We start from the raw sequence: 21075 nt of genomic DNA, 5'->3' as shown, positions 1-21075 counted from the left end.
AACGCTTCATAACCATTCACATTGGTTTTAATCCTGTATTTATAAAAGAACACACAATGAAAAAATCACTATTATTAGGGCTCATTGCAACAAGTTTAATGGGGTTGAGCACGCAGGCATTGAGTGAAAACACAAATACGCCGTTTGCCATTGCGATTCATGGTGGTGCAGGCACGATTGAAAAAAGTAAATTTACGGCAGATCAAGAGCAAGCTTATCGCAATAAATTAACAGAAGCTGTTGAGGCCGGATATAAGGTACTTGAACAAGGCGGAGAAAGCCTTGATGCAGTGACTACTGCCATTGAAGTACTTGAACAATCGCCTTATTTTAATGCTGGGCGTGGTGCGGTATATACCTATGATGGTAGTCACGAATTAGATGCCTCTATAATGGATGGTCGCAATCGTCAAGCAGGCGCAGTGTCAGGTATTAAACATATCGAAAGTCCAATTAAACTTGCCCGGTTAGTAATGGAAAAATCAGTGCATGTGATGTTAAGTGGTCAAGGTGCAGAAGAGTTTGCCAAAGAGCAAGGCATTAGCCTAGTAGAGAACAATATATTTGATACTGAGCATCGTTATGAGGCTTTATTAAAAGCCAAAAAGAAACTCGAGGCGAGCAAAAATACCAGTAAAGATTATCAGGCAGCGCATAAAGCATTACCAGTAAATTATAAAGTGGGCACGGTCGGAGCGGTGGCACTGGATAAACAAGGTAACTTAGCGGCGGGCACGTCAACTGGCGGAATGACCGCAAAACGTTTTGGTCGTATTGGCGATGCACCGGTTATTGGCGCAGGCACTTTTGCTGAAAATGCCTCATGTGCGGTTTCGGCAACTGGGCACGGCGAATATTTTATTCGTTATAATGTGGCAAGTGATATTTGTGCGCGAGTAAAGTACCAAGGTAAAACCATAGACCAAGCAGGTAATGAAGTAATAAACGAGGTGCTTAAACCGATAGGGGGCACAGGCGGTGTTATTATTATTGATACAAAAGGCAGTATTAGTCTGCCGTTTAATACTTCAGGCATGTATCGTGCGAGTAAATCGAATACGCAAGCAACCTACGTAGGTATTTTTAGTGACGAATAAACACTATTAGTTAGTGGCTGGTGGTTTATATAATAATCCGCTGATTGTTATATTCTTTACAGGATTAACCCCAGCCATTTAATTTGCTACAATCGGGGCTCTTTGACTAATTTTTATAAGGTATGCAGGTGGTAAACCTAGGTCAGTTGTTTGGCGAGCTAAAAACGTGCTTAAAAAAAGATCAATTCAGTTTTAAAAAGCGTCTTCACGGCGTTAAAAAAATCACCGACGAGGCAAAACTTACCAGTGCGCTTGAAAAAATTGCGACTGATATCAGTCGTAGTCAAACGCTGCGAGAGCAGCGCTTAGATGGGCTACCTAAAGTTACTTACCCTGAGCAGTTACCGGTTAGTCAAAAAAAAGACACCATTAAAGAGGCCATTGCTAATAATCAAGTGGTGATCATTGCTGGTGAAACTGGCTCAGGCAAAACCACACAAATACCTAAAATGTGTTTAGAGCTAGGCCGAGGCGTTGAGGGCTACATTGGCCATACGCAACCAAGGCGTTTAGCAGCTCGTAGTGTTGCCAACCGTATAGCAGAAGAAATGCAATGCGAGCTTGGCCAGCAGGTCGGTTTTAAAATTCGTTTTAGCGATCAGGTATCTAATAACAGTTATATTAAATTGATGACCGACGGTATTTTATTAGCTGAAATACAACAAGACCGATTTTTAAATCAATACGACACCATTATTATTGATGAAGCGCATGAGCGTAGCTTAAACATTGATTTTATTTTAGGTTATCTTAAAAATTTACTCCCAAAACGCCCCGATTTAAAAGTTATTATTACCTCAGCAACTATCGACCCTGAGCGCTTTTCTAAGCATTTTGATGATGCACCTATTATTGAAGTATCAGGAAGAACATTTCCAGTTGATGTACGCTATAACCCAATTAGTGATATTCAAAAAGAAGATATGGAAGCCGAAGGCGACCAACTACAGGGTATTTTTGATGCGGTAGATGAACTTTGCGCCGAAGGTCCTGGCGATATTCTGATCTTTTTAAATGGTGAGCGAGAAATACGTGATACCGCCGATGCACTAAGCAAGCGTAATTTAAAACACACAGATGTATTACCTTTGTATTCAAGGCTATCGAATGCTGAGCAAAACCGTATTTTTGCGCCGCATTCGCGCCGCCATATTATACTCTCTACCAACGTCGCTGAAACATCGCTAACAGTACCTGGTATTCGTTATGTTATTGACCCAGGGACTGCGCGAATTAGTCGTTATAGTTATCGCACAAAAGTGCAACGTTTACCTATAGAGCCTATTTCGCAAGCCAGTGCTAATCAGCGAATGGGGCGCTGTGGACGTGTTGAAGCGGGTATTTGTATTCGTTTATATTCAGAAGATGACTTTTTATCGCGTCCTGAATTTACTGACCCTGAAATATTGCGTACTAATTTAGCATCAGTTATTTTGCAAATGTTAGCCCTTGGGCTGGGTGATATGGCGCAATTTCCTTTTGTGCAAGCTCCAGATAGCCGAAATATTAATGATGGTTTAACATTGCTTGAAGAGTTACAAGCAGTAAAAGCGGCTAAGCGTCATCAAAAAACCAGCCTAACACAATCTGGGCGAGAGCTAAGTCGTTTGCCGGTTGACCCGCGTTTAGCAAAAATGGTGCTAACTGCACATAAACTGGGTGCATTGCGTGAGGTGATAGTTATTGTTGCCGCGCTTTCAATTCAAGACCCCCGCGAGCGACCACAAGAAAAACGCCAAGCCGCGAATGAAAAACATGGTCGCTTTGACGATCCAGACTCTGACTTTATTGCCTTTTTAAACCTGTGGAATTATTTAGAAGAGCAGCAAAGTGAGCTGACTAACAGCCAGTTTAGAAAGTTATGTCAAAAAGACTTTTTAGCCTATATGCGTATTCGTGAATGGCAAGATATCGTTTATCAAATCAGCACTGTGTGCAATGAAATGAAAATGAAAGCCACCACTAATGTCGCAGACAGTGAGCTTATTCACAAAGCACTTTTAAGTGGCATGCTCAGTCACATCGGTTTTAAAGACGAAAAGCAGCTATATAAAGGTGCGCGTAATAGCCAATTTCATATTTTCCCAGGCTCAGGCTTATTTAAAAAGAGTCCAAAATGGATGATGTCGGCTGAGTTGGTGGAAACCAGTAAACTCTATGCTCGTATTAATGCCAAAATTGATGTGAACTGGGTAGAACCGTTCGCTCAGCATTTAGTAAAACGCAGCTACACAGAACCCCACTGGGAGAAAAAGCCCGGTGCGGTCATCGCCTTTGAACAACAAACTCTGTATGGCTTATTAATTGTTAATAAACGCCGCTGTGTGTACAGCAATATTGACCCTAAAGTAAGCCGAGAGTTATTTATTCGCACGGCGCTGGTTGAACAAGAGCTGGGACTCAATGAAGGATTTTTACAATATAACCGCGAATTAATTGAAGATATTCAAGTGCTCGAGAACAAATCTCGTAGGCGCGATATTTTAGTTGATGAACAAACCTTATTTGAGTTTTACGAGAAAAAAATACCGAACGATATTAATAATCGTGCTGCGTTTATTAAGTGGTATAAAACACAAAAACAGCAAGACAAACACTACCTGCACATGACGCGAGAAGAGCTCATGCAGCATGGTGCAAGTAGCATTACCGAATTTGACTATCCAGATACATGGCAACAAGATAACTTAATGTTGCCGCTTACTTATCATTTTGATCCAGGCCAAGCAGTTGATGGTGTTGCCGTGCAGATACCGGTTGCGCTATTAAACCAAGTTCAAGAAAGTGGTTTTGATTGGCATATACCGGCATTTCGTCATGAGCTAATTTGTGGGTTAATCAAGTCATTGCCAAAGTCACTTCGCCGTAACTTTGTCCCTGCGCCTAATTATGCCGACGCGGTGTTAGCGGCCATAGAGCCTCTACAAGGCCCGTTAATCGACTCACTAAGTAATCGGTTACTGCGCATGACTGGCGTGCGAGTCGACCCTGAGGCATGGGATTTAACAGCCCTTGCTCCTCATTTAAGATTGCAGTTTGAAGTCCGTGATGAAAATGACCAACTTCTTGCCCGTGGGCTCGATTTAGCTAAGCTTAAAGCGCAGCTTCAAGGCAAAGTTACCGACACCCTATCTAAAGTGGCCGACAAAGGCATAGAAAAAGCCGACTTAACCCAGTGGGATTTTGGTGAGTTACCAACATCGTATGTGAAAAAGCAAGGTCAATACGAAATTAAAGCCTACCCAGCACTAGTGGATAAAAAGTCAACGGCCGCAGTAGAGCTATTTGATAACGAAATAAAAGCACAATTAGCGCACCAGCAAGGTTTACGTCGTTTAGTACTATTAAACGTGCCATCACCAATTAAATACCTGCAGCAAAACCTACCAAACAAAGCTAAATTAGGATTGTACTTTAATCCTTTTGGTAAAATTGCCGATTTAATTGATGACTGCATTGCATCAGGCGTTGATAGCCTATTAGTTAAATATGGTGATATTCGCACAAGTGAGGCATTTGAAACGGTTAAAGAGCATATTCGCGGCGAGTTAGGCGATACCGTTGTGGCCATTGCTACGCAGGTTGAGCAAGTACTGAGTATCGCGCATGCACTACATAAAAAAATGAAAGGGCGTGTAGATTTAACCATGATCACCGCTCATGGGGATATTAAGTCTCAGCTAGAGTCGCTTATTTTTAAAGGCTTTGTCAGTCAGCATGGGGCAGACAAACTCGGCGATTTAATTCGTTATTTAAAAGCGATTCAAAAACGCCTAGAAAAACTACCTGTTGACCCAAATCGTGATAGATTATGTGTGTTAGAGCTTGAAAAAGTAGCGCAAGAATATAAAAAACTAACAAATAAAACACCTAAAGGAATGCCGCTGCCTACTGATGTTGAGGCTATTTTTTGGATGCAGCAAGAATTACGCGTATCCTTATTTGCGCAAACCTTAGGTACACCTTATCCAATTTCAGCAAAACGTGTGTTAAATGCGATAAAAGAAGTTGAATAATCCCTTTATAAAAAGAGGGACTAACTTGAGAAGGAAATGACATAGCTATGTCCTCATTACTAAAACACAAAGCGCGGCAGTTGTTAGTGGTTGATGATGAGTACTTCAATTTTGAAATACTCAAAGCAGGGTTAGCATCAACATTTGATTTGAGCTATGCTGATTCTGGTAAAAGTTGTTTAGCATCTGCGATTGCTAATCCGCCCGATATTATTTTGCTCGATGTGTGTATGCCAGGACTCGATGGTTATGATACCTGTCGCATACTTAAACACACGCCAGAGACAAAAAACATTCCGGTGGTTATGGTATCTGGACTTGAGTCGGAGCTTGAACAACAAGCTGGCTTTGACGCAGGGTGTGATGCTTACGTTGTAAAACCTTTTTCTATCGCCGTACTACGAGAAAAAATTAATAATATTGTGTAGAGGGAATTATGTTTACTGAAGATAAGCGAAACTATAGACGTATGCAGGTTAACACGCCAGCGAAGTTAACCTCAATAGAGCCTGTTGCTGGGCTCAGTTACACTGGCACCTGCCTTGATTTAAGTGCAACGGGTCTTTCATTACAACTCGATGATTTGTTAGAGCTTAACTCAATTTTATCGGTTGATATTGCATCAACACATCCGAGCATTGCACCGTTAAAAGCCACCGTTAAGGTAATACGTGCCAGCACAGAAGAGGATGGCACGATAACCGCAGGGCTTGAAATTGTAGAGTTTAACTAACTACTTAATTAGTTTTTAGTAAACCTTACAAATAAGCCCTTTAAGGTAAAAACCTTCAGGATAGCTGCCTGCAATAGGGTGGTCAGCTGCTTGATTTAAGCGCTCCATGATCAGTAAATCCTTACCTGCATCAAGGGCTGCATCTGCGACTACTTTTTGAAACAAGTTTTGTTCCATTAAACCAGAGCATGAGAATGTTAGCAAAGTGCCGCCGGGCTTTAATATTTGCATCGCAATCATATTGATGTCCTTGTAACCGCGACACGCCCCAGTTAACTGCGCCTTGTTATCGGCAAATTTAGGCGGGTCCATAACGATCGTATCAAACATCACCCCGTCTTCACGGTATTGGCGTAATAATTTAAAGACATCTTGTTTTACAAAGTCGACTTTATTTAAATCAAGGTTGTTATGCTCAACATTGCGCTTTGCTGTATCAAGTGCTGGTTGTGAAACATCAACATTGGTTACATGTTTACAGCCACCGCGCAGGGCATAAAGAGAAAACGTTCCCGTATAACTAAAGCAATTTAATACGGTTTTGTCTTTTGAAAAACGCTCCAGTGCAGCACGGCTATCTCGTTGATCTAAATAAAAACCAGTTTTATGGCCTTCTAGAATATCAACTTCAATTTTTAAACCATTTTCTTCAATTATGACAGGTGCAGTGGGTTCACTCCCCCAAAGTACGCCCTTAATAGGCTCTAGCCCTTCTTTGGTTCGAACATCTACATCTGAGCGCTCATAAATAGTAGAGCCTGGGAAAATAGCCATTAAAGCACCAACAATCTCACCTTTATGACGTTCTGCGCCTGCGCTTAGTAATTGACACACAATTACATTATCAAACTTATCTATGGTAATACCGGGTAAGTAGTCTGATTCTGCTGCACATAACCTAAAGCCGGTAAGTCCACCTTCTTCAATTGCATGGCTGCGAGCTTCTAAAGCACGGCGAAGACGACGCTCAAAGAAATGTTGATCAATCACTTCTTTTTCGTCAAAGCTCCAAACACGAGCACGTATTTGTGAATGAGGGCTGTAAGCTGCGGTGGCTAAAAACTTACCTTCACTGTCGTGTATGGTTACCGTGTCACCTAATCCAGGTTTACCTTTAATTTTTTTGATGGCTTTAGAAAATAACCAAGGGTGTTTTCTTTTTAATGATTTATCGCGACCAGCTTGCAGGTAAACGGCAGATGACATAGGGCTTCTCTGTAGTAATAAATAAGCGCTGTATTTTAGTCAAGGCTCGCGCAACATACAATGAATGTTTTGCAAGGGGCTTATAAATCGCGGTAAAGTAGCCATTATTAACTCGTTTAAATAGATTTTTGGAAATTCGGTGGACAATTCAGCTCTTAGCCCCTCATTACAGCAACTTAATCAGCAATGCAGAGACTTTATAACATCCTTAGTACATGCGGATGTTGCCCATGATATTACCCATATTGAGCGGGTAGTACGTGTTGCTGTGCAGCTATGTATGGCAGAGCAAGCTGAAATGGCGATTGTATTGCCTGCAGCTTGGTTGCATGATTGTGTCGCAGTGGCTAAAAATCATCCAGATAGAGCAAGGGCATCAACAATGGCCGCGGATAAAGCGATTAACTTTTTAGCGTCTATTGGCTATGATGACGCGCTATTTGATGATATTCACCATGCCATTGCCGCACATAGTTTTAGCGCCAATATTGCTATTAAAACGGTTGAAGCACAGATTGTACAAGATGCTGACAGAATGGATGCCTTGGGTGCTATTGGCGTAAGCCGTTGTATGAAAGTAGGCGGCTCTATTAGTCGATTATTATACAACCCCGATGATCCATTTTGTTTAAACCGAGAAGCAGACGATAAAAAGTACACCCTAGATCATTTTTTTATTAAATTACTGCATATTGCCCAGAGTATGAATACTCCTTCTGCAAAAGCCGAAGCACAAAGACGCACTGCATACATGCACGATTTTTTAGCTCAGCTTAAATCTGAAATTGGTGAACAACGCGATGACACCTAAACTTTCGGGAATTGATCATTGTCATTTAAATGTTCAAAGCCTCAACCAAGCTATTGAGTGGTATGAAAAGGTGCTTGGTTTTACCGTAGTAGAGGAGTTAGCCTTTTGGAATGAAGAGGGAAAAGGTCCTTTAACACTCGAAGATGAAAACGCCACTACACGATTGGCTTTATTTGAAGGCGATGGGCGCAGTAAAGGAATCGCTTTTGCTGCGACAGGGGAGCAATTTGTTATGTGGCTCAAGCATCTTGAGCAGCATCAAGTGAAAACCATATTGGCTGATCATGGCGTGACTTTTTCTATGTATTTTAAAGACAATAGTGGTAATAGCCATGAAATCACTTCTCATGATTATAATGTCATAAAAGTGCAACTCGAGAGCTAGCGGCTTTGTTTAGTAAAACTTCAACAGTTAAAATAGCCAAGGGTAGATTTATGATCCATCGTTTAGCCTATTTAGTATCGAGCAATATTAAAACGATACCTACTAACTGGTTTTTTCTCCTACGAATTAACTTATTAAGCTAATAGAGAAAGTTTTATTTTATAATAACTTATAGGCACTTTAGATTGTTAGATTATACGTTAAGAAGAAGCCGTCGGCGAAAAACAGTGGCTATTAAAGTCGCACAACGAGAACTTACTGTGTATGCGCCCCATTTTGTAACGAAAACACAAATTAACGAATGGCTGTTGAGTAAACAGGGCTGGATTGATGCTCAGTTACATAAGCAACAAATTCAAGCCGATACACGACAGTTTCCACTTAAAACCAATAGCATTAAATTATTTAATGAAGCTGTTAATGTGCAATTTGAAAACGCAGCACGTACTCAATGGCAGCAGCACAATGAAAGCCAAACGCTGTTACTGAGTCTTTCTTCACGTGTGAAGCATCGAACGCAAATGTATCAAGGTTTGCTAGAGCAATTTTTGCATGAGAAGTTAGAAAGTTATATTGAAATGCGAGTTAACTACTATTGTCAGCTGATGGGTGAAAAGCTACCGAGCAATATTCGTATTCAATTGTATAAGCGTCGCTGGGGCAGTTGTAACCGCAGGCGTGAACTGACCTTCAACTTGCACTTGGCAAGCGCACCTACATGGATAATTGACTACGTGATTGTGCATGAGTTAGCGCATTTAAAGTATTTAAATCACAGTGCACAATTTTGGCATCGTGTAGGATTATTTTATTCAGAACACAAAAAAGCAAGCGCTTGGTTAAATAAGCATGGCATGAGTTTACAATGGGTTTTTGAATAACTAGATCATAAAATGAGGTAGTAAAGAGAAGTGGTGGAGGGAGCTGGATTCGAACCAGCGAAGGCTGAGCCGTCAGATTTACAGTCTGATCCCTTTGGCCGCTCGGGAACCCCTCCACACTAATTTTTATTGCATTTGGCCCCACTTAACTTAGCCTAAGAAAAGTGGTGGAGGGAGCTGGATTCGAACCAGCGAAGGCTGAGCCGTCAGATTTACAGTCTGATCCCTTTGGCCGCTCGGGAACCCCTCCAATGCAACGCGGCAGATAATAGCAAACTTCTTATTTAAGTAAAGAAAAAAGCTAAAGAAAATTCAAATTTAGCCGATAAATACTTATTAATTAGTTAAATAGGCTAAAGTCTATGCAGATTGGTGATTTGTTAATCACGGAGAGCCAGTTAAAAACGAGGCTTAATGAAAGTGTGCACGATAACCGCCGAGGCGAGTTTGCACTTTTATTAGCAATGCTCTCTCATGACGCGCTTGATTTTAGTGAGTTTCACTTACCTAAAAGTGATGCAAGTGGTTACCAAGCTGATGAAGAGACCTTGCGAAAGCAATTTGGTGCGGGCCCAAAGCAGCCATTAGCGCCAGATACCTTTAATATGTTGATTGGCAAAAATAACACGGAACTTTTAGCAAAAATGGGAAGCGCTATAGGGATGACTGATATAAAGTTAACTCAGTGCTTAAAGCCTGAACCGTTAAATATTCGAGATGATAAAAATCATATTCCGCTTAACGTGATTGATAATTGTGAACTGGCGGTACGTCGGCGAATTAAAAACAGTGATATGCCGCTCTCAAATATGCAAATGGATGCCGCAGCATTTTATGATGATTTACAAAATGAAGCCCTCCACCAGCCATTACATTTGTTTAGTGCCTAATTAAATTACATTAAATGCTGTTTTTTAAGCGCCATTAGATTGTAATAAACTGTGTTTATATTAGTGGTTTTGTAGGTGCTTTATTTTAATAACCGATTTAATATAAAAAAAGCATCCAAAATTTAAATGCAATTGCTATAATGGCGCAAATGGTATGACATTAAATGCCATTATCATTAAACCAAGGTAATTAGGAACGTAATGAAGAAAACATTCACGCTGAATCATGAGAAAATCAAATACCCTCGTATGGTTGATGCTGCAAAGCATGAAGTGAAAAAATATTTGAAAAGAGAACGTAATAAAACTTTACCTGTTGATGCCGACTACTGGGCATTTGATTGTAAGTTTGGTAACACGGCTGAAGAGGCCCAAGTGGTTCACGTTGCTGAAATTAACAATCACATCAGTGAAATTGAAAAGCAAGGTTTAACCTCTTTCTACTTAGAGATTTTAGCAAGACCTGCACAACGTCAAGACTTCGATGAAGGTGATGACGAATAAAGCGCTAAGTTGCGTTTAGTGTAGTTTGTGAAAATGGGCCAAGTGGCCCATTTTTTGTGGTTGTTACTTATACACTATGACACTTTTTATACTTTTTATTACTGCCGCAAGGACAAGTATCATTGCGTTTCACTTTAATATCAGCAACCGGTGTGATCTCACCATCAAGATATCGCCACTGTTCATCTTCTTTAATAAACTTTGAATGCTCAGCCAGCTCGCAATACAAGTCTTGATAAAAGTAATGGGCTTTAAACTTTACAAACCCTGTTTCATCATTATAACCAGAATCTAATACGGTTAAGTTTATAAAGCGGCAACTAGTTGCAAAGTCCTTAATTTCTGATAGTGAGTTTTCAGCTTGCTTTTCTTTTGCGTAACTTTCACGAACAAAAGCCGCGTTTTTAACCGCATATGCACTGTAGCGAGCACGCATAAGTTGCTCAGGTGTTTGTGGCTGTTTGGTTTTTAAATGAAAAGGTTCACAGCAATCAGCATAAAGTTGCTGACTGCCACAAAAACATAGTAGGGCGTTAGAGGTCATAATAAATGTACTGTGTATTAAAACGCTAGTTTACCAAGCTTATTGCGTTAGTGAAATCTCAGCTTGAGCGCTTTTTTTGCTAAAGCAATACAGCTTAGTGCGTGTATGGCTCAGGTTTAATGATAACTGTGATAGTTGCTGATTATTTATTATGTCGGTCCAGGTGATCACCGCTGCAAAATTTCCATTGTGAAGTGCAGAACTTAAAACATACTCTATATTAACTAAATGTTTTTGGCGTATAACTAGTAATTTACTGGTATCAATTGAACATGAATCAAGTAACGCTTTACTAGGTACATGGTCTGGCGCAATTAAAAGTGTCCATGCATTTAAGCTATTGTATTGGTGTAATACTTTTAATAATTCAAAGGTCGCTGAAATCTCATCTTCAATTTGTACAACGTTAACACAATCAGATTGGTCATCTTGTTGGTAGCTCTTAACTGTTCTTACGGTAATAGGCTGTAACATAATCGTCTCACTCACTGGGTTTTTATACAGTACATGTATACAGTAGTTTATACAGTTGTTTGGTGCAAGTGTTTTTTGCTATTTTTTTGTACAGTTATTCAGCTGAGCACGATAATGAAACTATTTAAAAATAAATAGTTCATATATAACAATAGATTATAATTTTTTGGGATGAATACTTTTGACGGTAGCTTTTTAATCTATAACTAAATAAATCTTGAAATGCATGAGGTATACAGTAGTTTAAAAAATTAAGCGTTGTTGCATTTAACTTATAAAACGCTTAATCAATTTACAGATAGAATGAGTTACTAGGTAGTAAAACTATTTTTCGTGACTTATAGGGATCAGATGTGAAAATTGTAACTGATGAATTTGTTCATATAAGCTGGCGGCATAACACTGGGCGTCTTTAAGTCGTTTGGTACTAATGTGTTTGCGTATATCGCTCATTGCCTCTATTGCTGGCTCATATCCTTGGCTACTAGCTAAGCTGAGCCACGCAGCCCCATGAAATACACTTTGTGGCACACCTTGGCCTTTAATGAAAAATAGCCCTAAGTAAAACTGTGCACGATAGTTTCCTGCCATTGCTGCTAAACGCATCCATTTTGCGGCTAAGGCGCCTTGTTCATTTTTAAGGTAATAAAGAGCTTTATTTAATGTGTCTTGATCGGTGTTTTTAGAGCTCGCAGGGGGATTTGCATCGCTTGGTTGCGTTACAAAAGAAAGAATGTTGTCTAATTGTTGCTCTAAGTCTTGGCCACTTGGTGTCGTTTTGATCATGCTACTTCGTTTGTTATTTTAATCACTTAGCTAGTTTAGTATATAGCAAGGTAAAATGTCCTGTAAAAAGTTATTTTTATGCTAAAATCTCGCCACTTTTTACAACCACAAGTTTATTATGCTCGAAGCCTTATTCAAAATCCGTGCAAATGATTCTTCGGTTCGCCGTGAATGTATTGCCGGTATGACTACATTTATTACGATGGTTTATATCGTATTCGTTAACCCAGCTATGCTTGCAGAAGCAGGCATGGACCAAGGTGCTGCCTTTGTTGCAACCTGTATTGCCGCTGCAATAGGGTGTTTTATTATGGGGTTGTGGGCCAATTATCCATTGGCATTGGCACCGGGTATGGGATTAAATGCATTTTTTACCTATGGCGTGGTGCTAGGTATGGGCTATAGCTGGCAAGCAGCGCTGGGCGCGGTGTTTATGTCAGGGTGTATATTTTTAATATTAAGCTTATTTAAGGTGCGAGAGTGGATTATTAATGCAATCCCCCTGGTGCTCAAACAAGCAATAGCAACCGGTATTGGTGCATTCTTGGCACTTATTGCGCTGAAAAGTGCTGGTATTATTGTATCAAGCCCAGCAACACTTGTGCAGCTAGGCGATATAACGTCACCGGGTCCGCTATTAGCTATTTTTAGTTTTTTTATTATTGCGGCATTACTTTATCGTGACTTTAAAAGCGGCGTGCTTATTAGTATTTTACTCGTTACCGCGATAGCAGTGTCGATGGGATTAGTTGAATATCATGGTGTTGTTGCAATGCCACCTTCAATAATGCCGACTTTTATGCAACTTGATTTTAGTGCTGCTTTTGAACTGTCTATGTTGAGTGTTATTTTTGCGTTTCTATTTGTTGATTTATTTGATACCTCAGGCACGTTGGTAGCGGTTACTCAAAAAGCGGGTCTAGCAGATAAAAACGGCAATATGCCGCGCTTAGGTCGCGCATTAAGCGCTGATAGCACTGCAACCATTGCCGGTGCAATGCTGGGAACTTCAACAACAACTTCTTATATAGAATCTGTAGCGGGAGTATCAGTGGGGGGCCGAACGGGCTTAACGGCTGTAGTTGTAGGTTGCTGCTTTTTATTAATGATGTTTTTTGCACCTTTGGCACAAATGGTACCCGCATACGCAACAGCAGGGGCAATCTTATATGTATCCGTTCTAATGCTACAAAACTTAAAGTTTGTAAACTGGGATGATATGACTGATGCAATTCCAGTGAGTGTTGTATTGTTAATGACTCCATTGACCTTTTCAATTGCACACGGTATTGCACTGGGTTTTATTTCTTATACAGCGGTTAAAGTACTGTGTGGTAAAAAAGATCAGGTAAGTATTAGTGTTTGGATTTTAACGGCACTGTTTATTATTAAGTTTGCATTTTTATCTTAATGCTTTTGTTAAATAGCTAGATTTAGTTTGGGTATGTAAATTTATATAGTGACTAAATTTCAGTTATAAAAAAGCCCATACAGTTGTATGGGCTTTTTTATTAGGTAATGGATTACCATTTCTTTTTCGGTGCAAACAGTACGTCTAAATCATCTTGCTCTTGTTCGTTCTTTTTCTTCAATGATGTAGCGTTTGATGCCTTTAATTCAGTGCTTATTGTTTCTAGATAGCCTTCAACTTCAACTCGTTTTGCAGTAATGTAATCATCATTAAATGACACACTGTTAAGTGTGGCAGCTGCTTTTTCAAAGTACTGCCTAGCAGAGCCTACCATACCGGCTGTTTGAGCTGCTAGACCACGTTTTATCTGGCTTTCAATGTTGATTCTTAGTTGTAGCTTCTCAAGGCGTTTGTCTTCTGCAATAAACGCTTGGCTGTCAACTTTCCCTTTGTTGTGCTCAGAACGGATAATAGTACGGAGCTTTTTTATACCCTGTATTAGTGATATCAGTTGCTTGTCATTACCTGGTAAAACAAAACCATCCGAGCCGTCTTGAATCGGATTTTGTAGTCGCTCTTTTGCTTCTTTTAAGCGGTTTTTTAGTCCGCTACCACCGCTTGAAATAGACACCATATTACTTAGCGCATCATGAATACGACGTTGTAATATTCGCTGAGTTGCTTCTGAAAGTGGGATATTAGCGCTATTCATTAACGCCTCTTCAGTTTCTTCAATGATAGCTTTTTGTTTTGTTAGCTCTTTACGTCGTTCAGCTTCTTGTTTTTCTTTGTGTTGTTGAACAGCACTAACCCACAGTGCAATGACGATAAGCGCAACAATTAATACAATTATAATGGAAACGATCATGTTATAATTCTCAAATTCTTAACCTTATTATCTAATCTTACATTAAATATATAAAAGGTGGGAAACTTTGCGCCGATTAACTAAAAAAAACACCATGCATAAAGCGTTTAAATCTTAATGTGTTATGTTTTGTTTGCTGATAATCATTGCTATCTCAACTTTATTTATTGTGTTAACCTGAAATTTCAATAAATTAATTGTTACATTGTGTAACCTTAATCAGCCTTTTATATAGTTACCTATTAATTAGGGTGCGCTTTTATCTGTCAATGTGAATTATAACGAAACTACATAGCCATGAAATTACAACAACTTAGATATATCGTAGAAGTTCAAAATCATAAATTAAATGTTTCAGCTACCGCTGAGAGTTTATTTACCTCCCAGCCTGGTATTTCTAAGCAAGTACGTATGTTAGAAGATGAACTAGGTGTACAAATTTTTGGCCGTAGTGGTAAACATTTAACTCACGTTACAGGTGCTGGCGAAGAAATCATTAACATATCGCGAGAAATACTCTCAAAAGTTGAGGGCATTAAAGCGGTTGCTAATGAACATACGCTGCCCGATCAAGGTAAACTTAATATTGCGACTACGCACACCCAAGCACGTTATGCGTTACCAAGCGTAATTCAAGGCTTTACCCAAAAATACCCAGCAGTGTCACTGCATATGCACCAAGGTACGCCGCAGCAAATATCGGATGCAGCTGCGCGCGGTGATGCAGATTTTGCGATTGCTACTGAAGCACTGCACTTATATTCAGATTTAGTTATGTTGCCTTGTTATCACTGGAATCGCAGTATTGTGGTTGCTAAAGATCACCCCCTTGCGAAAAAAGTCGATAACTTAACGGTGGCAGATATAGCGCAGTATCCTTTGATCACTTATGTATTTGGTTTTACTGGTCGCTCAGAGCTTGATAAAGCATTTAACGCCTATGGGCTTGAGCCGCATATTGTATTTACCGCCACCGATGCCGATGTTATTAAAACGTATGTGCGCCTGGGATTAGGTGTCGGTGTGGTTGCATCTATGGCAATTGACCAGGTAAACGACAACGACTTAGTGTGCATTGATGCTAGCCATTTATTTGAAGCAAGCACCACTAAGATTGGTTTTAGAAAAGGTAGCTTTTTACGTACCTACATGTATGACTTTATCGAACGTTTTGCACCGCATTTAACCAAAGAGCGAGTAGAGCGAGCAAGTTTGCTGCGTAATCAAGACGATGTTGATAAATTATTTGCTGATATCGAATTGCCAGTTAAATAACCGCCATAAACAGTAATGAAAAAGCCGCTTAGTTTTGCAACTAAGCGGCTTTTTTTATGCTATCTAATTAGCACTCGATAATGTTAACAGCTAATCCACCGCGAGCGGTTTCTTTGTATTTTGTTTTCATATCGTTACCGGTATCGAGCATGGTTTTAATTACTTTATCAAGCGATACTTTTTGTTCTCCACTACCGCGAATAGCAAGACGAGAAGCATTAATTGCTTTAATAGCGCCCATTGCATTACGCTCAATACAAGGTACCTGCACTAAGCCGCCCACTGGGTCGCAGGTCAATCCTAAGTTATGTTCCATGCCAATTTCAGCGGCATTTTCTACGTGTACCACGTTACCACCAACAATTTCAGTCAGCGCACCAGCAGCCATTGAACAGGCAACACCAACTTCACCTTGGCAACCCACTTCAGCACCTGAGATAGAGGCATTTTTTTTGTATAAAATACCAATAGCGGCCGCGGTTAATAAATACCGAGTAGCAATGTCGCGGTCAACTTCTTTGATAAAAGTATGATAGTACATTAATACGGCTGGTAGGATACCAGCTGCACCATTTGTTGGTGCAGTAACCACACGACCGCCTGCTGCATTTTCTTCATTCACTGCTAATGCGAATAAATCAACCCAATCCATAGCACGAAGTGGATCGTTACTCACTTCTACATTGAGCTTTAAATATAAGCTTGGTGCACGGCGTTTTACTTTCAAACCACCAGGTAAAATACCTTCGGTACGCATACCACGTTCAATACAGGCTTTCATTACTTGCCAAATATTAAATAATTCATCTTTTATGGCTTCTTCACTGCGTAAGGTTTTTTCGTTTTTCATCATTAACGTTGATACGCTGTAACCCGACTCTTTACACATTTCGAGTAATTCTTTAGCCGTTCCAAACGGGAACGGGGCAGGGTTTTCTTCGCGAATATCTAAGGCCGCTTGTTTTTCTTTTTCAAACTCTTCATCTGTAACAATAAACCCGCCACCAATAGAGTAGTAAACTTTGCTATATACTTTTTCGCCATTGTTATAGGCAATAATTTCCATTGCGTTGGAATGTTTAGGGAGTGTTTTTCTACGATGAAAAACAATAGCGCCTTGTTTAGGGAATTTAGCTTTATGAGTTTGGTTTAGATAAATAACCTGCTCATTTTCTATTTTTGCTAAAATATCGTCCACTAAATCGGCATCAATGGTTTCAGGGTCATAACCGGCTAGGCCAAGGATCACTGCTTTTCCCGAACCATGACCAACACCTGTTTGCCCCAGTGAGCCGTAAAGCTCTACTTTTACATCGGTTACATTTGCTAATAGTTGTTGCTCATCTAGGTCATTAACAAATAAGCGTGATGCACGCATTGGGCCGACGGTATGTGACGATGAGGGGCCAATACCAATGCTAAACATGTCAAATGCACTGATCATAATGTGTGTCTCTACTTAGTTTTCTCAGCATTAAGCTGTTCTTTGAACGGTCGACTATAATAACGTGGAAATGCAGGTGTGTAACCCTTATTAGCAAAGATTTAAACTGGTATGGCGAGTTGTTTTGTAAAGTTTTTAATAATGCTGGCTGTGGCACCCCACAAAAGCCCGTGAGGAGTGATAAAGCCATTTAAAGTTAGGGCTTTTCCATTACGTTCAAAGGGGATTGGTTGCCAATTAGCTTCGTTGTTCAGTGCTTTTATAGAGAGTAAAAAGCTGGCTTGTACTTCGTTATGATCGTTCTCCCATACCGTTTCTTTTTTAATTAAGCCCACAAAAGGACGTATAGTAAATCCAGTAAGGGTAGAGTATTCCGGCAGCTGGCCTAAAACTTGAACATTATGTGGGGGAATGTTTAGCTCCTCATGTAATTCACGCAGTGCCGTGGTGCGCAGGTTAACATCATTAATTTCAAATTTACCACCCGGTAAACAAATCTCCCCAGGGTGGTGATGTAAATAGGTTGGCCGCTTACACAATAAAACATGTGCTTCGTTATCTATATCAATCAAAGGTAGCATCACTGCACTGGCGCGCTTTTTTTTATTATCTTTGAGCTGATCCACGGCTAAACTGCGGTTTAATTGAAAACGAGCCGAAATGGTTTCACTATTCAAAGCGACCTTCATTTAATATAGGGAGTATTTTATTTACTTTATCGTATGTTTCTTGATATTCCAATTCGACTTTTGAATCAGCAACAATGCCACCGCCAGCCCAACAATGTATTTGCTGATGATGAGTAACTAAAGTTCGAATGGTAATACTGGTATCCATATTACCGCAGGCGCTAATATAGCCAATAGAGCCACAATAAATACTGCGTCTGTGTGGCTCCAGCTCTTCTATTATTTCCATTGCGCGCACTTTTGGTGCCCCGGTAATAGACCCTCCAGGGAATGCAGCTTCAAGTTGATCGACTGCTGTTTTTCCTTCATCAAGGATGGATGTAACTGTACTTACCAAATGGTGTACTGCCGGAAAGCTTTCAATAGCAAATAAAGAAGGTACAACCACAGAGCCCGGTTTTGCGACTTTACCTAAATCATTTCGTAGCAGGTCTACTATCATGACATTTTCAGCGCGGTCTTTACTGGAGTTTGCCAGTAATGTGGCTTGTTTGGCATCTTCTAAAGCATCGGCTTTACGTGGTAGCGTGCCTTTAATAGGTTTTGTTTCTACCTTGTTGTCGTGCACTGCAATAAAACGCTCGGGTGATATTGATAAAATAGCGCCTTGCGGATGATTTATAAAACTAGAAAAAGGCGCTTTATTGGCCTGCGTTAATTTAACATAGGCCGCCCAAGGAAACCCTTGGTAATGTGCGCTAAAACGCTGCGCTAGGTTAATTTGATAACAATCACCACTTTTTAAGTATTCTTCAATCGCGGCAAACTTTTCGCTATAACTCCTCTGACTCATATTTGACTGCCACTGTGATGTAAGCGAAAAGCTTTCATGTTTAGGTGGTTGCGCTAAATGCTGCTGATACTGCGAGAGACGATTTACATTGGGCTGTGAAACATAAAACCAAGTATCCAGTTGTTTATCGTAAATCAGTGCATCAAGATAAAGTCCAACGGCCATTTGCGGTAAATCAATATCGTTTAAAGCACTGCTTGGCAGTTGCTCTATGGTACGCCCTAAGTCATAACCAAAATAACCAAGCCAGCCACCATTAAAGGGTAAATTGTTAGCGGCTTTTGTTGTATCAAGCTTTGCTAATTCATCGTTCATTATTTCAAAGCAGCTTTTAGCACTCGCTTGGTTATTAAAAACAGTTTGATTATTTTTAACTTCCAGGGTGCTTTGAGGTTCAATCGCAATCATGTCAAAACGACTGTTAATGTGATCGCTATCACCCGAATCTAGCAAAATAGCGTAGGGTAAATGAGCAAAATGCGAAAATACCTCTATACAATTTTGTGATATGGCTAATTCAACACAATTTTTTTTATTGTTTAGCATTTACTACCCCTTTAAGAACTGGCTCGAAACGGGCTGGGAGGGTATCATAAGTCAAATTTTTTTGGCAGCGTTTAGTGAGCGCTGTGGTTGAAAACAGTTCGAACCACCGTCACGGGTTTGATATCGCTTACGTGCAGCGTGCGTAACAACAACTTAAGGAACCACTATGAGTACAATTCGTCAGCAAGACTTTATTGATAGCATTGAAGATGCTTTGCAATATATCTCGTTTTACCACCCTCTTGATTTTGTTCAAGCGCTAGAAAAAGCGTATAACAAAGAGCAAAGCAAAGCCGCTAAAGATGCGATTGCACAAATCTTAATTAACTCGCGTATGTCGGCAGAAGGTAAGCGTCCGCTGTGCCAGGATACTGGGATCATCACCTGTTTCGTAAAAGTAGGTATGGATGTTAATTGGGATAAAACCGACTTAACAGTACAACAAATGGTTGATGAGGGGACGCGTCGTGCGTACTTAAATCCAGATAACCCATTGCGCGCGTCGATTGTTGCCGACCCTGCGGGAACACGTAAAAATACTAAAGATAATACGCCATCAGTGGTACACATTGATTTAGTTGCAGGCGATAAAGTTGAAGTGATGGTGGCTGCTAAGGGTGGTGGCTCAGAGAACAAAAGTAAAATGGTGATGTTAAACCCATCTGACGATGTGGCCGAGTGGGTAGAAAAAACGTTACCAACAATGGGGGCGGGTTGGTGTCCACCAGGTATGCTAGGCATAGGTATTGGTGGCACTGCAGAAAAAGCAGCGGTAATGGCGAAAGAGTCATTAATGGATCCGGTTGATATTCATGAACTCATTGAGCGCGGCGCAGAAACAACAGAAGAAAAGCTGCGTTTAGAAATTTTTGAACGTGCGAATAAATTAGGTATTGGTGCGCAAGGTCTTGGCGGTTTAACCACGGTTGTTGATATTAAAATTAAAACGGCGCCAACTCACGCGGCTTCAAAGCCAGTGGTTATGATCCCAAATTGTGCTGCTACGCGCCACGTTCACTTTACGCTTGATGGTTCAGGCCCTGCGAATTTAAAAGCACCTAAATTAGAAGACTGGCCAGAAGTGACTTTCGAAGTCGGTGAGGGCACACGCCGTGTTAATTTAGATACCCTGACTAAAGAAGACACTAAAGAATGGAAAATGGGTGAAACCGTTTTACTCTCAGGTACTATTTTAACGGGTCGAGATGCTGCTCATAAGCGTCTGCAAGATATGATCAACTCAGGGGAAGGTTTACCTGAAGGTGTTGATTTTGATAACAAGTTTATTTACTACGTTGGTCCTGTGGATGCAGTAGGCGATGAAGCAGTAGGTCCTGCAGGCCCGACAACGGCTACTCGTATGGATAAATTTACCGACATGATGTTAGAAAAAACAGGCATCGTGGGAATGATTGGTAAAGCTGAACGAGGCCCAGCAACGGTTGAATCTATTAAAAAGCATCAGTCAGTGTATTTAATGGCTGTAGGTGGTGCGGCATACTTAGTATCTAAAGCGATTAAAAAAGCACGTGTTGTTGCGTTTGAAGATTTAGGTATGGAAGCTATCTACGAATTTGAAGTAGAAGATATGCCAGTAACAGTAGCCGTTGACAGCGAAGGTGAAAATGCTCACACCCAAGGTCCTGCAATTTGGAAAGCAAAAATTGAAGAACTAGACAGTAAAATGAAGTAAGTTTTCTGTATAAACAGCAATCATAAAAG

The 21075-nt window shown here is 40.3% G+C and carries 20 protein-coding genes and 2 tRNA genes; 12 read left to right on the top strand and 10 right to left on the bottom strand.

All coding sequences use genetic code 11. From position 1 onward, the window contains the following. Nucleotides 1-56: 56 nt before the first annotated feature. From P3J6_RS14090 to P3J6_RS14075, 4 genes are all read left to right on the top strand, one after another. Nucleotides 57-1097: an isoaspartyl peptidase/L-asparaginase family protein gene (locus P3J6_RS14090; protein WP_198523351.1), complete on the top strand. Its 1041-nt coding sequence runs from the start codon at nucleotides 57-59 to the stop codon at nucleotides 1095-1097. A gap of 128 nt (nucleotides 1098-1225) precedes the next feature. Continuing rightward, the gene (gene hrpA / locus P3J6_RS14085; protein WP_198523350.1) at nucleotides 1226-5113 is read left to right on the top strand and encodes an ATP-dependent RNA helicase HrpA; all 3888 of its coding nucleotides are present in this window, start codon (nucleotides 1226-1228) and stop codon (nucleotides 5111-5113) included. A 47-nt stretch (nucleotides 5114-5160) separates the two neighbouring features. Further along, nucleotides 5161-5541, top strand: coding sequence for a response regulator (locus P3J6_RS14080; protein ID WP_138608965.1), 381 nt, complete (start codon nucleotides 5161-5163; stop codon nucleotides 5539-5541). Nucleotides 5542-5549: 8 nt separating this feature from the next. Then, nucleotides 5550-5846, top strand: a complete 297-nt coding sequence (locus tag P3J6_RS14075; protein WP_010388503.1) for a PilZ domain-containing protein — start codon at nucleotides 5550-5552, stop codon at nucleotides 5844-5846. 15 nt (nucleotides 5847-5861) lie between these two features. On the opposite strand, the gene P3J6_RS14070 is transcribed toward P3J6_RS14075, so the two are convergent. Continuing rightward, nucleotides 5862-7052, bottom strand: a complete 1191-nt coding sequence (locus tag P3J6_RS14070; RefSeq protein WP_024601131.1) for a class I SAM-dependent methyltransferase — start codon at nucleotides 7050-7052, stop codon at nucleotides 5862-5864. Nucleotides 7053-7191: 139 nt separating this feature from the next. Here P3J6_RS14070 and P3J6_RS14065 point away from each other — a divergent pair, with 139 nt between their 5' ends. From P3J6_RS14065 to P3J6_RS14055, 3 genes are all read left to right on the top strand, one after another. After that, complete coding sequence (locus P3J6_RS14065) at nucleotides 7192-7863, top strand: HD domain-containing protein (protein WP_198523349.1); 672 nt, start codon at nucleotides 7192-7194, stop codon at nucleotides 7861-7863. Then, entirely contained in the window at nucleotides 7853-8248 is a 396-nt protein-coding gene (locus P3J6_RS14060) for a VOC family protein (RefSeq protein ID WP_198523348.1), read from the top strand. Before P3J6_RS14065 ends, P3J6_RS14060 begins: the two co-directional genes overlap by 11 nt. Before the next feature lie 185 nt (nucleotides 8249-8433). Further along, nucleotides 8434-9129: a M48 family metallopeptidase gene (locus P3J6_RS14055; protein WP_198523347.1), complete on the top strand. Its 696-nt coding sequence runs from the start codon at nucleotides 8434-8436 to the stop codon at nucleotides 9127-9129. Between the two features lie 31 nt (nucleotides 9130-9160). Here the strand turns inward: P3J6_RS14055 and P3J6_RS14050 are convergent. Further along, nucleotides 9161-9245, bottom strand: a tRNA-Tyr gene (locus tag P3J6_RS14050). A 49-nt stretch (nucleotides 9246-9294) separates the two neighbouring features. Then, nucleotides 9295-9379: transfer RNA gene (locus tag P3J6_RS14045), tRNA-Tyr, on the bottom strand. 112 nt (nucleotides 9380-9491) lie between these two features. On the opposite strand from P3J6_RS14045, the gene P3J6_RS14040 reads away from it, so the two are divergent. Beyond that, nucleotides 9492-10019: a VC2046/SO_2500 family protein gene (locus P3J6_RS14040; protein ID WP_198523346.1), complete on the top strand. Its 528-nt coding sequence runs from the start codon at nucleotides 9492-9494 to the stop codon at nucleotides 10017-10019. Nucleotides 10020-10220: 201 nt separating this feature from the next. After that, nucleotides 10221-10523: a DUF6172 family protein gene (locus P3J6_RS14035; protein ID WP_054201143.1), complete on the top strand. Its 303-nt coding sequence runs from the start codon at nucleotides 10221-10223 to the stop codon at nucleotides 10521-10523. Nucleotides 10524-10590: 67 nt separating this feature from the next. Here P3J6_RS14035 and P3J6_RS14030 read toward each other — a convergent pair whose 3' ends face one another. The 3 genes from P3J6_RS14030 to P3J6_RS14020 form a co-directional block, all read right to left on the bottom strand. Then, nucleotides 10591-11067 (bottom strand): YchJ family protein, encoded by a 477-nt coding sequence (locus tag P3J6_RS14030; protein ID WP_010388514.1) that lies wholly within the window; start codon nucleotides 11065-11067, stop codon nucleotides 10591-10593. Between the two features lie 39 nt (nucleotides 11068-11106). Beyond that, nucleotides 11107-11541 (bottom strand): SulA-like leucine-rich domain-containing protein, encoded by a 435-nt coding sequence (locus tag P3J6_RS14025; RefSeq protein WP_010388516.1) that lies wholly within the window; start codon nucleotides 11539-11541, stop codon nucleotides 11107-11109. Nucleotides 11542-11865: 324 nt separating this feature from the next. Then, nucleotides 11866-12327 (bottom strand): tetratricopeptide repeat protein, encoded by a 462-nt coding sequence (locus P3J6_RS14020; RefSeq protein ID WP_010388519.1) that lies wholly within the window; start codon nucleotides 12325-12327, stop codon nucleotides 11866-11868. A gap of 118 nt (nucleotides 12328-12445) precedes the next feature. Here P3J6_RS14020 and P3J6_RS14015 point away from each other — a divergent pair, with 118 nt between their 5' ends. Then, nucleotides 12446-13738: an NCS2 family permease gene (locus P3J6_RS14015; RefSeq protein ID WP_054201141.1), complete on the top strand. Its 1293-nt coding sequence runs from the start codon at nucleotides 12446-12448 to the stop codon at nucleotides 13736-13738. Between the two features lie 112 nt (nucleotides 13739-13850). Here the strand turns inward: P3J6_RS14015 and P3J6_RS14010 are convergent, their stop codons facing one another. Continuing rightward, a complete protein-coding gene (locus tag P3J6_RS14010; protein WP_010388524.1) occupies nucleotides 13851-14606 on the bottom strand; it encodes a hypothetical protein in 756 nt (251 codons plus the stop codon). A gap of 297 nt (nucleotides 14607-14903) precedes the next feature. Here P3J6_RS14010 and cysB point away from each other — a divergent pair, with 297 nt between their 5' ends. Beyond that, a complete protein-coding gene (gene cysB / locus P3J6_RS14005) occupies nucleotides 14904-15881 on the top strand; it encodes an HTH-type transcriptional regulator CysB (protein WP_010388526.1) in 978 nt (325 codons plus the stop codon). A 67-nt stretch (nucleotides 15882-15948) separates the two neighbouring features. Here the strand turns inward: cysB and P3J6_RS14000 are convergent, their stop codons facing one another. The 3 genes from P3J6_RS14000 to pabB all read right to left on the bottom strand — a co-directional run bounded on the left by P3J6_RS14000 (nucleotide 15949) and on the right by pabB (nucleotide 19353). After that, nucleotides 15949-17325, bottom strand: a complete 1377-nt coding sequence (locus tag P3J6_RS14000) for an L-serine ammonia-lyase (protein WP_054201138.1) — start codon at nucleotides 17323-17325, stop codon at nucleotides 15949-15951. A gap of 101 nt (nucleotides 17326-17426) precedes the next feature. Continuing rightward, complete coding sequence (locus tag P3J6_RS13995) at nucleotides 17427-18002, bottom strand: NUDIX hydrolase (RefSeq protein ID WP_054201137.1); 576 nt, start codon at nucleotides 18000-18002, stop codon at nucleotides 17427-17429. Then, nucleotides 17995-19353: an aminodeoxychorismate synthase component I gene (gene pabB, locus P3J6_RS13990; RefSeq protein WP_198523345.1), complete on the bottom strand. Its 1359-nt coding sequence runs from the start codon at nucleotides 19351-19353 to the stop codon at nucleotides 17995-17997. Before pabB ends, P3J6_RS13995 begins: the two co-directional genes overlap by 8 nt. 166 nt (nucleotides 19354-19519) lie before the next feature. Between pabB and P3J6_RS13985 the strand changes: the two genes are divergently transcribed. Further along, on the top strand, nucleotides 19520-21046 hold the full coding sequence (locus tag P3J6_RS13985) for a fumarate hydratase (RefSeq protein WP_010388533.1): 1527 nt from the start codon (nucleotides 19520-19522) through the stop codon (nucleotides 21044-21046). Nucleotides 21047-21075: the final 29 nt, after the last annotated feature.

Source organism: Pseudoalteromonas sp. 3J6, assembly GCF_903995135.1.
Taxonomy (GTDB): domain Bacteria; phylum Pseudomonadota; class Gammaproteobacteria; order Enterobacterales; family Alteromonadaceae; genus Pseudoalteromonas.
This window is presented reverse-complemented; position numbering and strand designations above follow the sequence as displayed.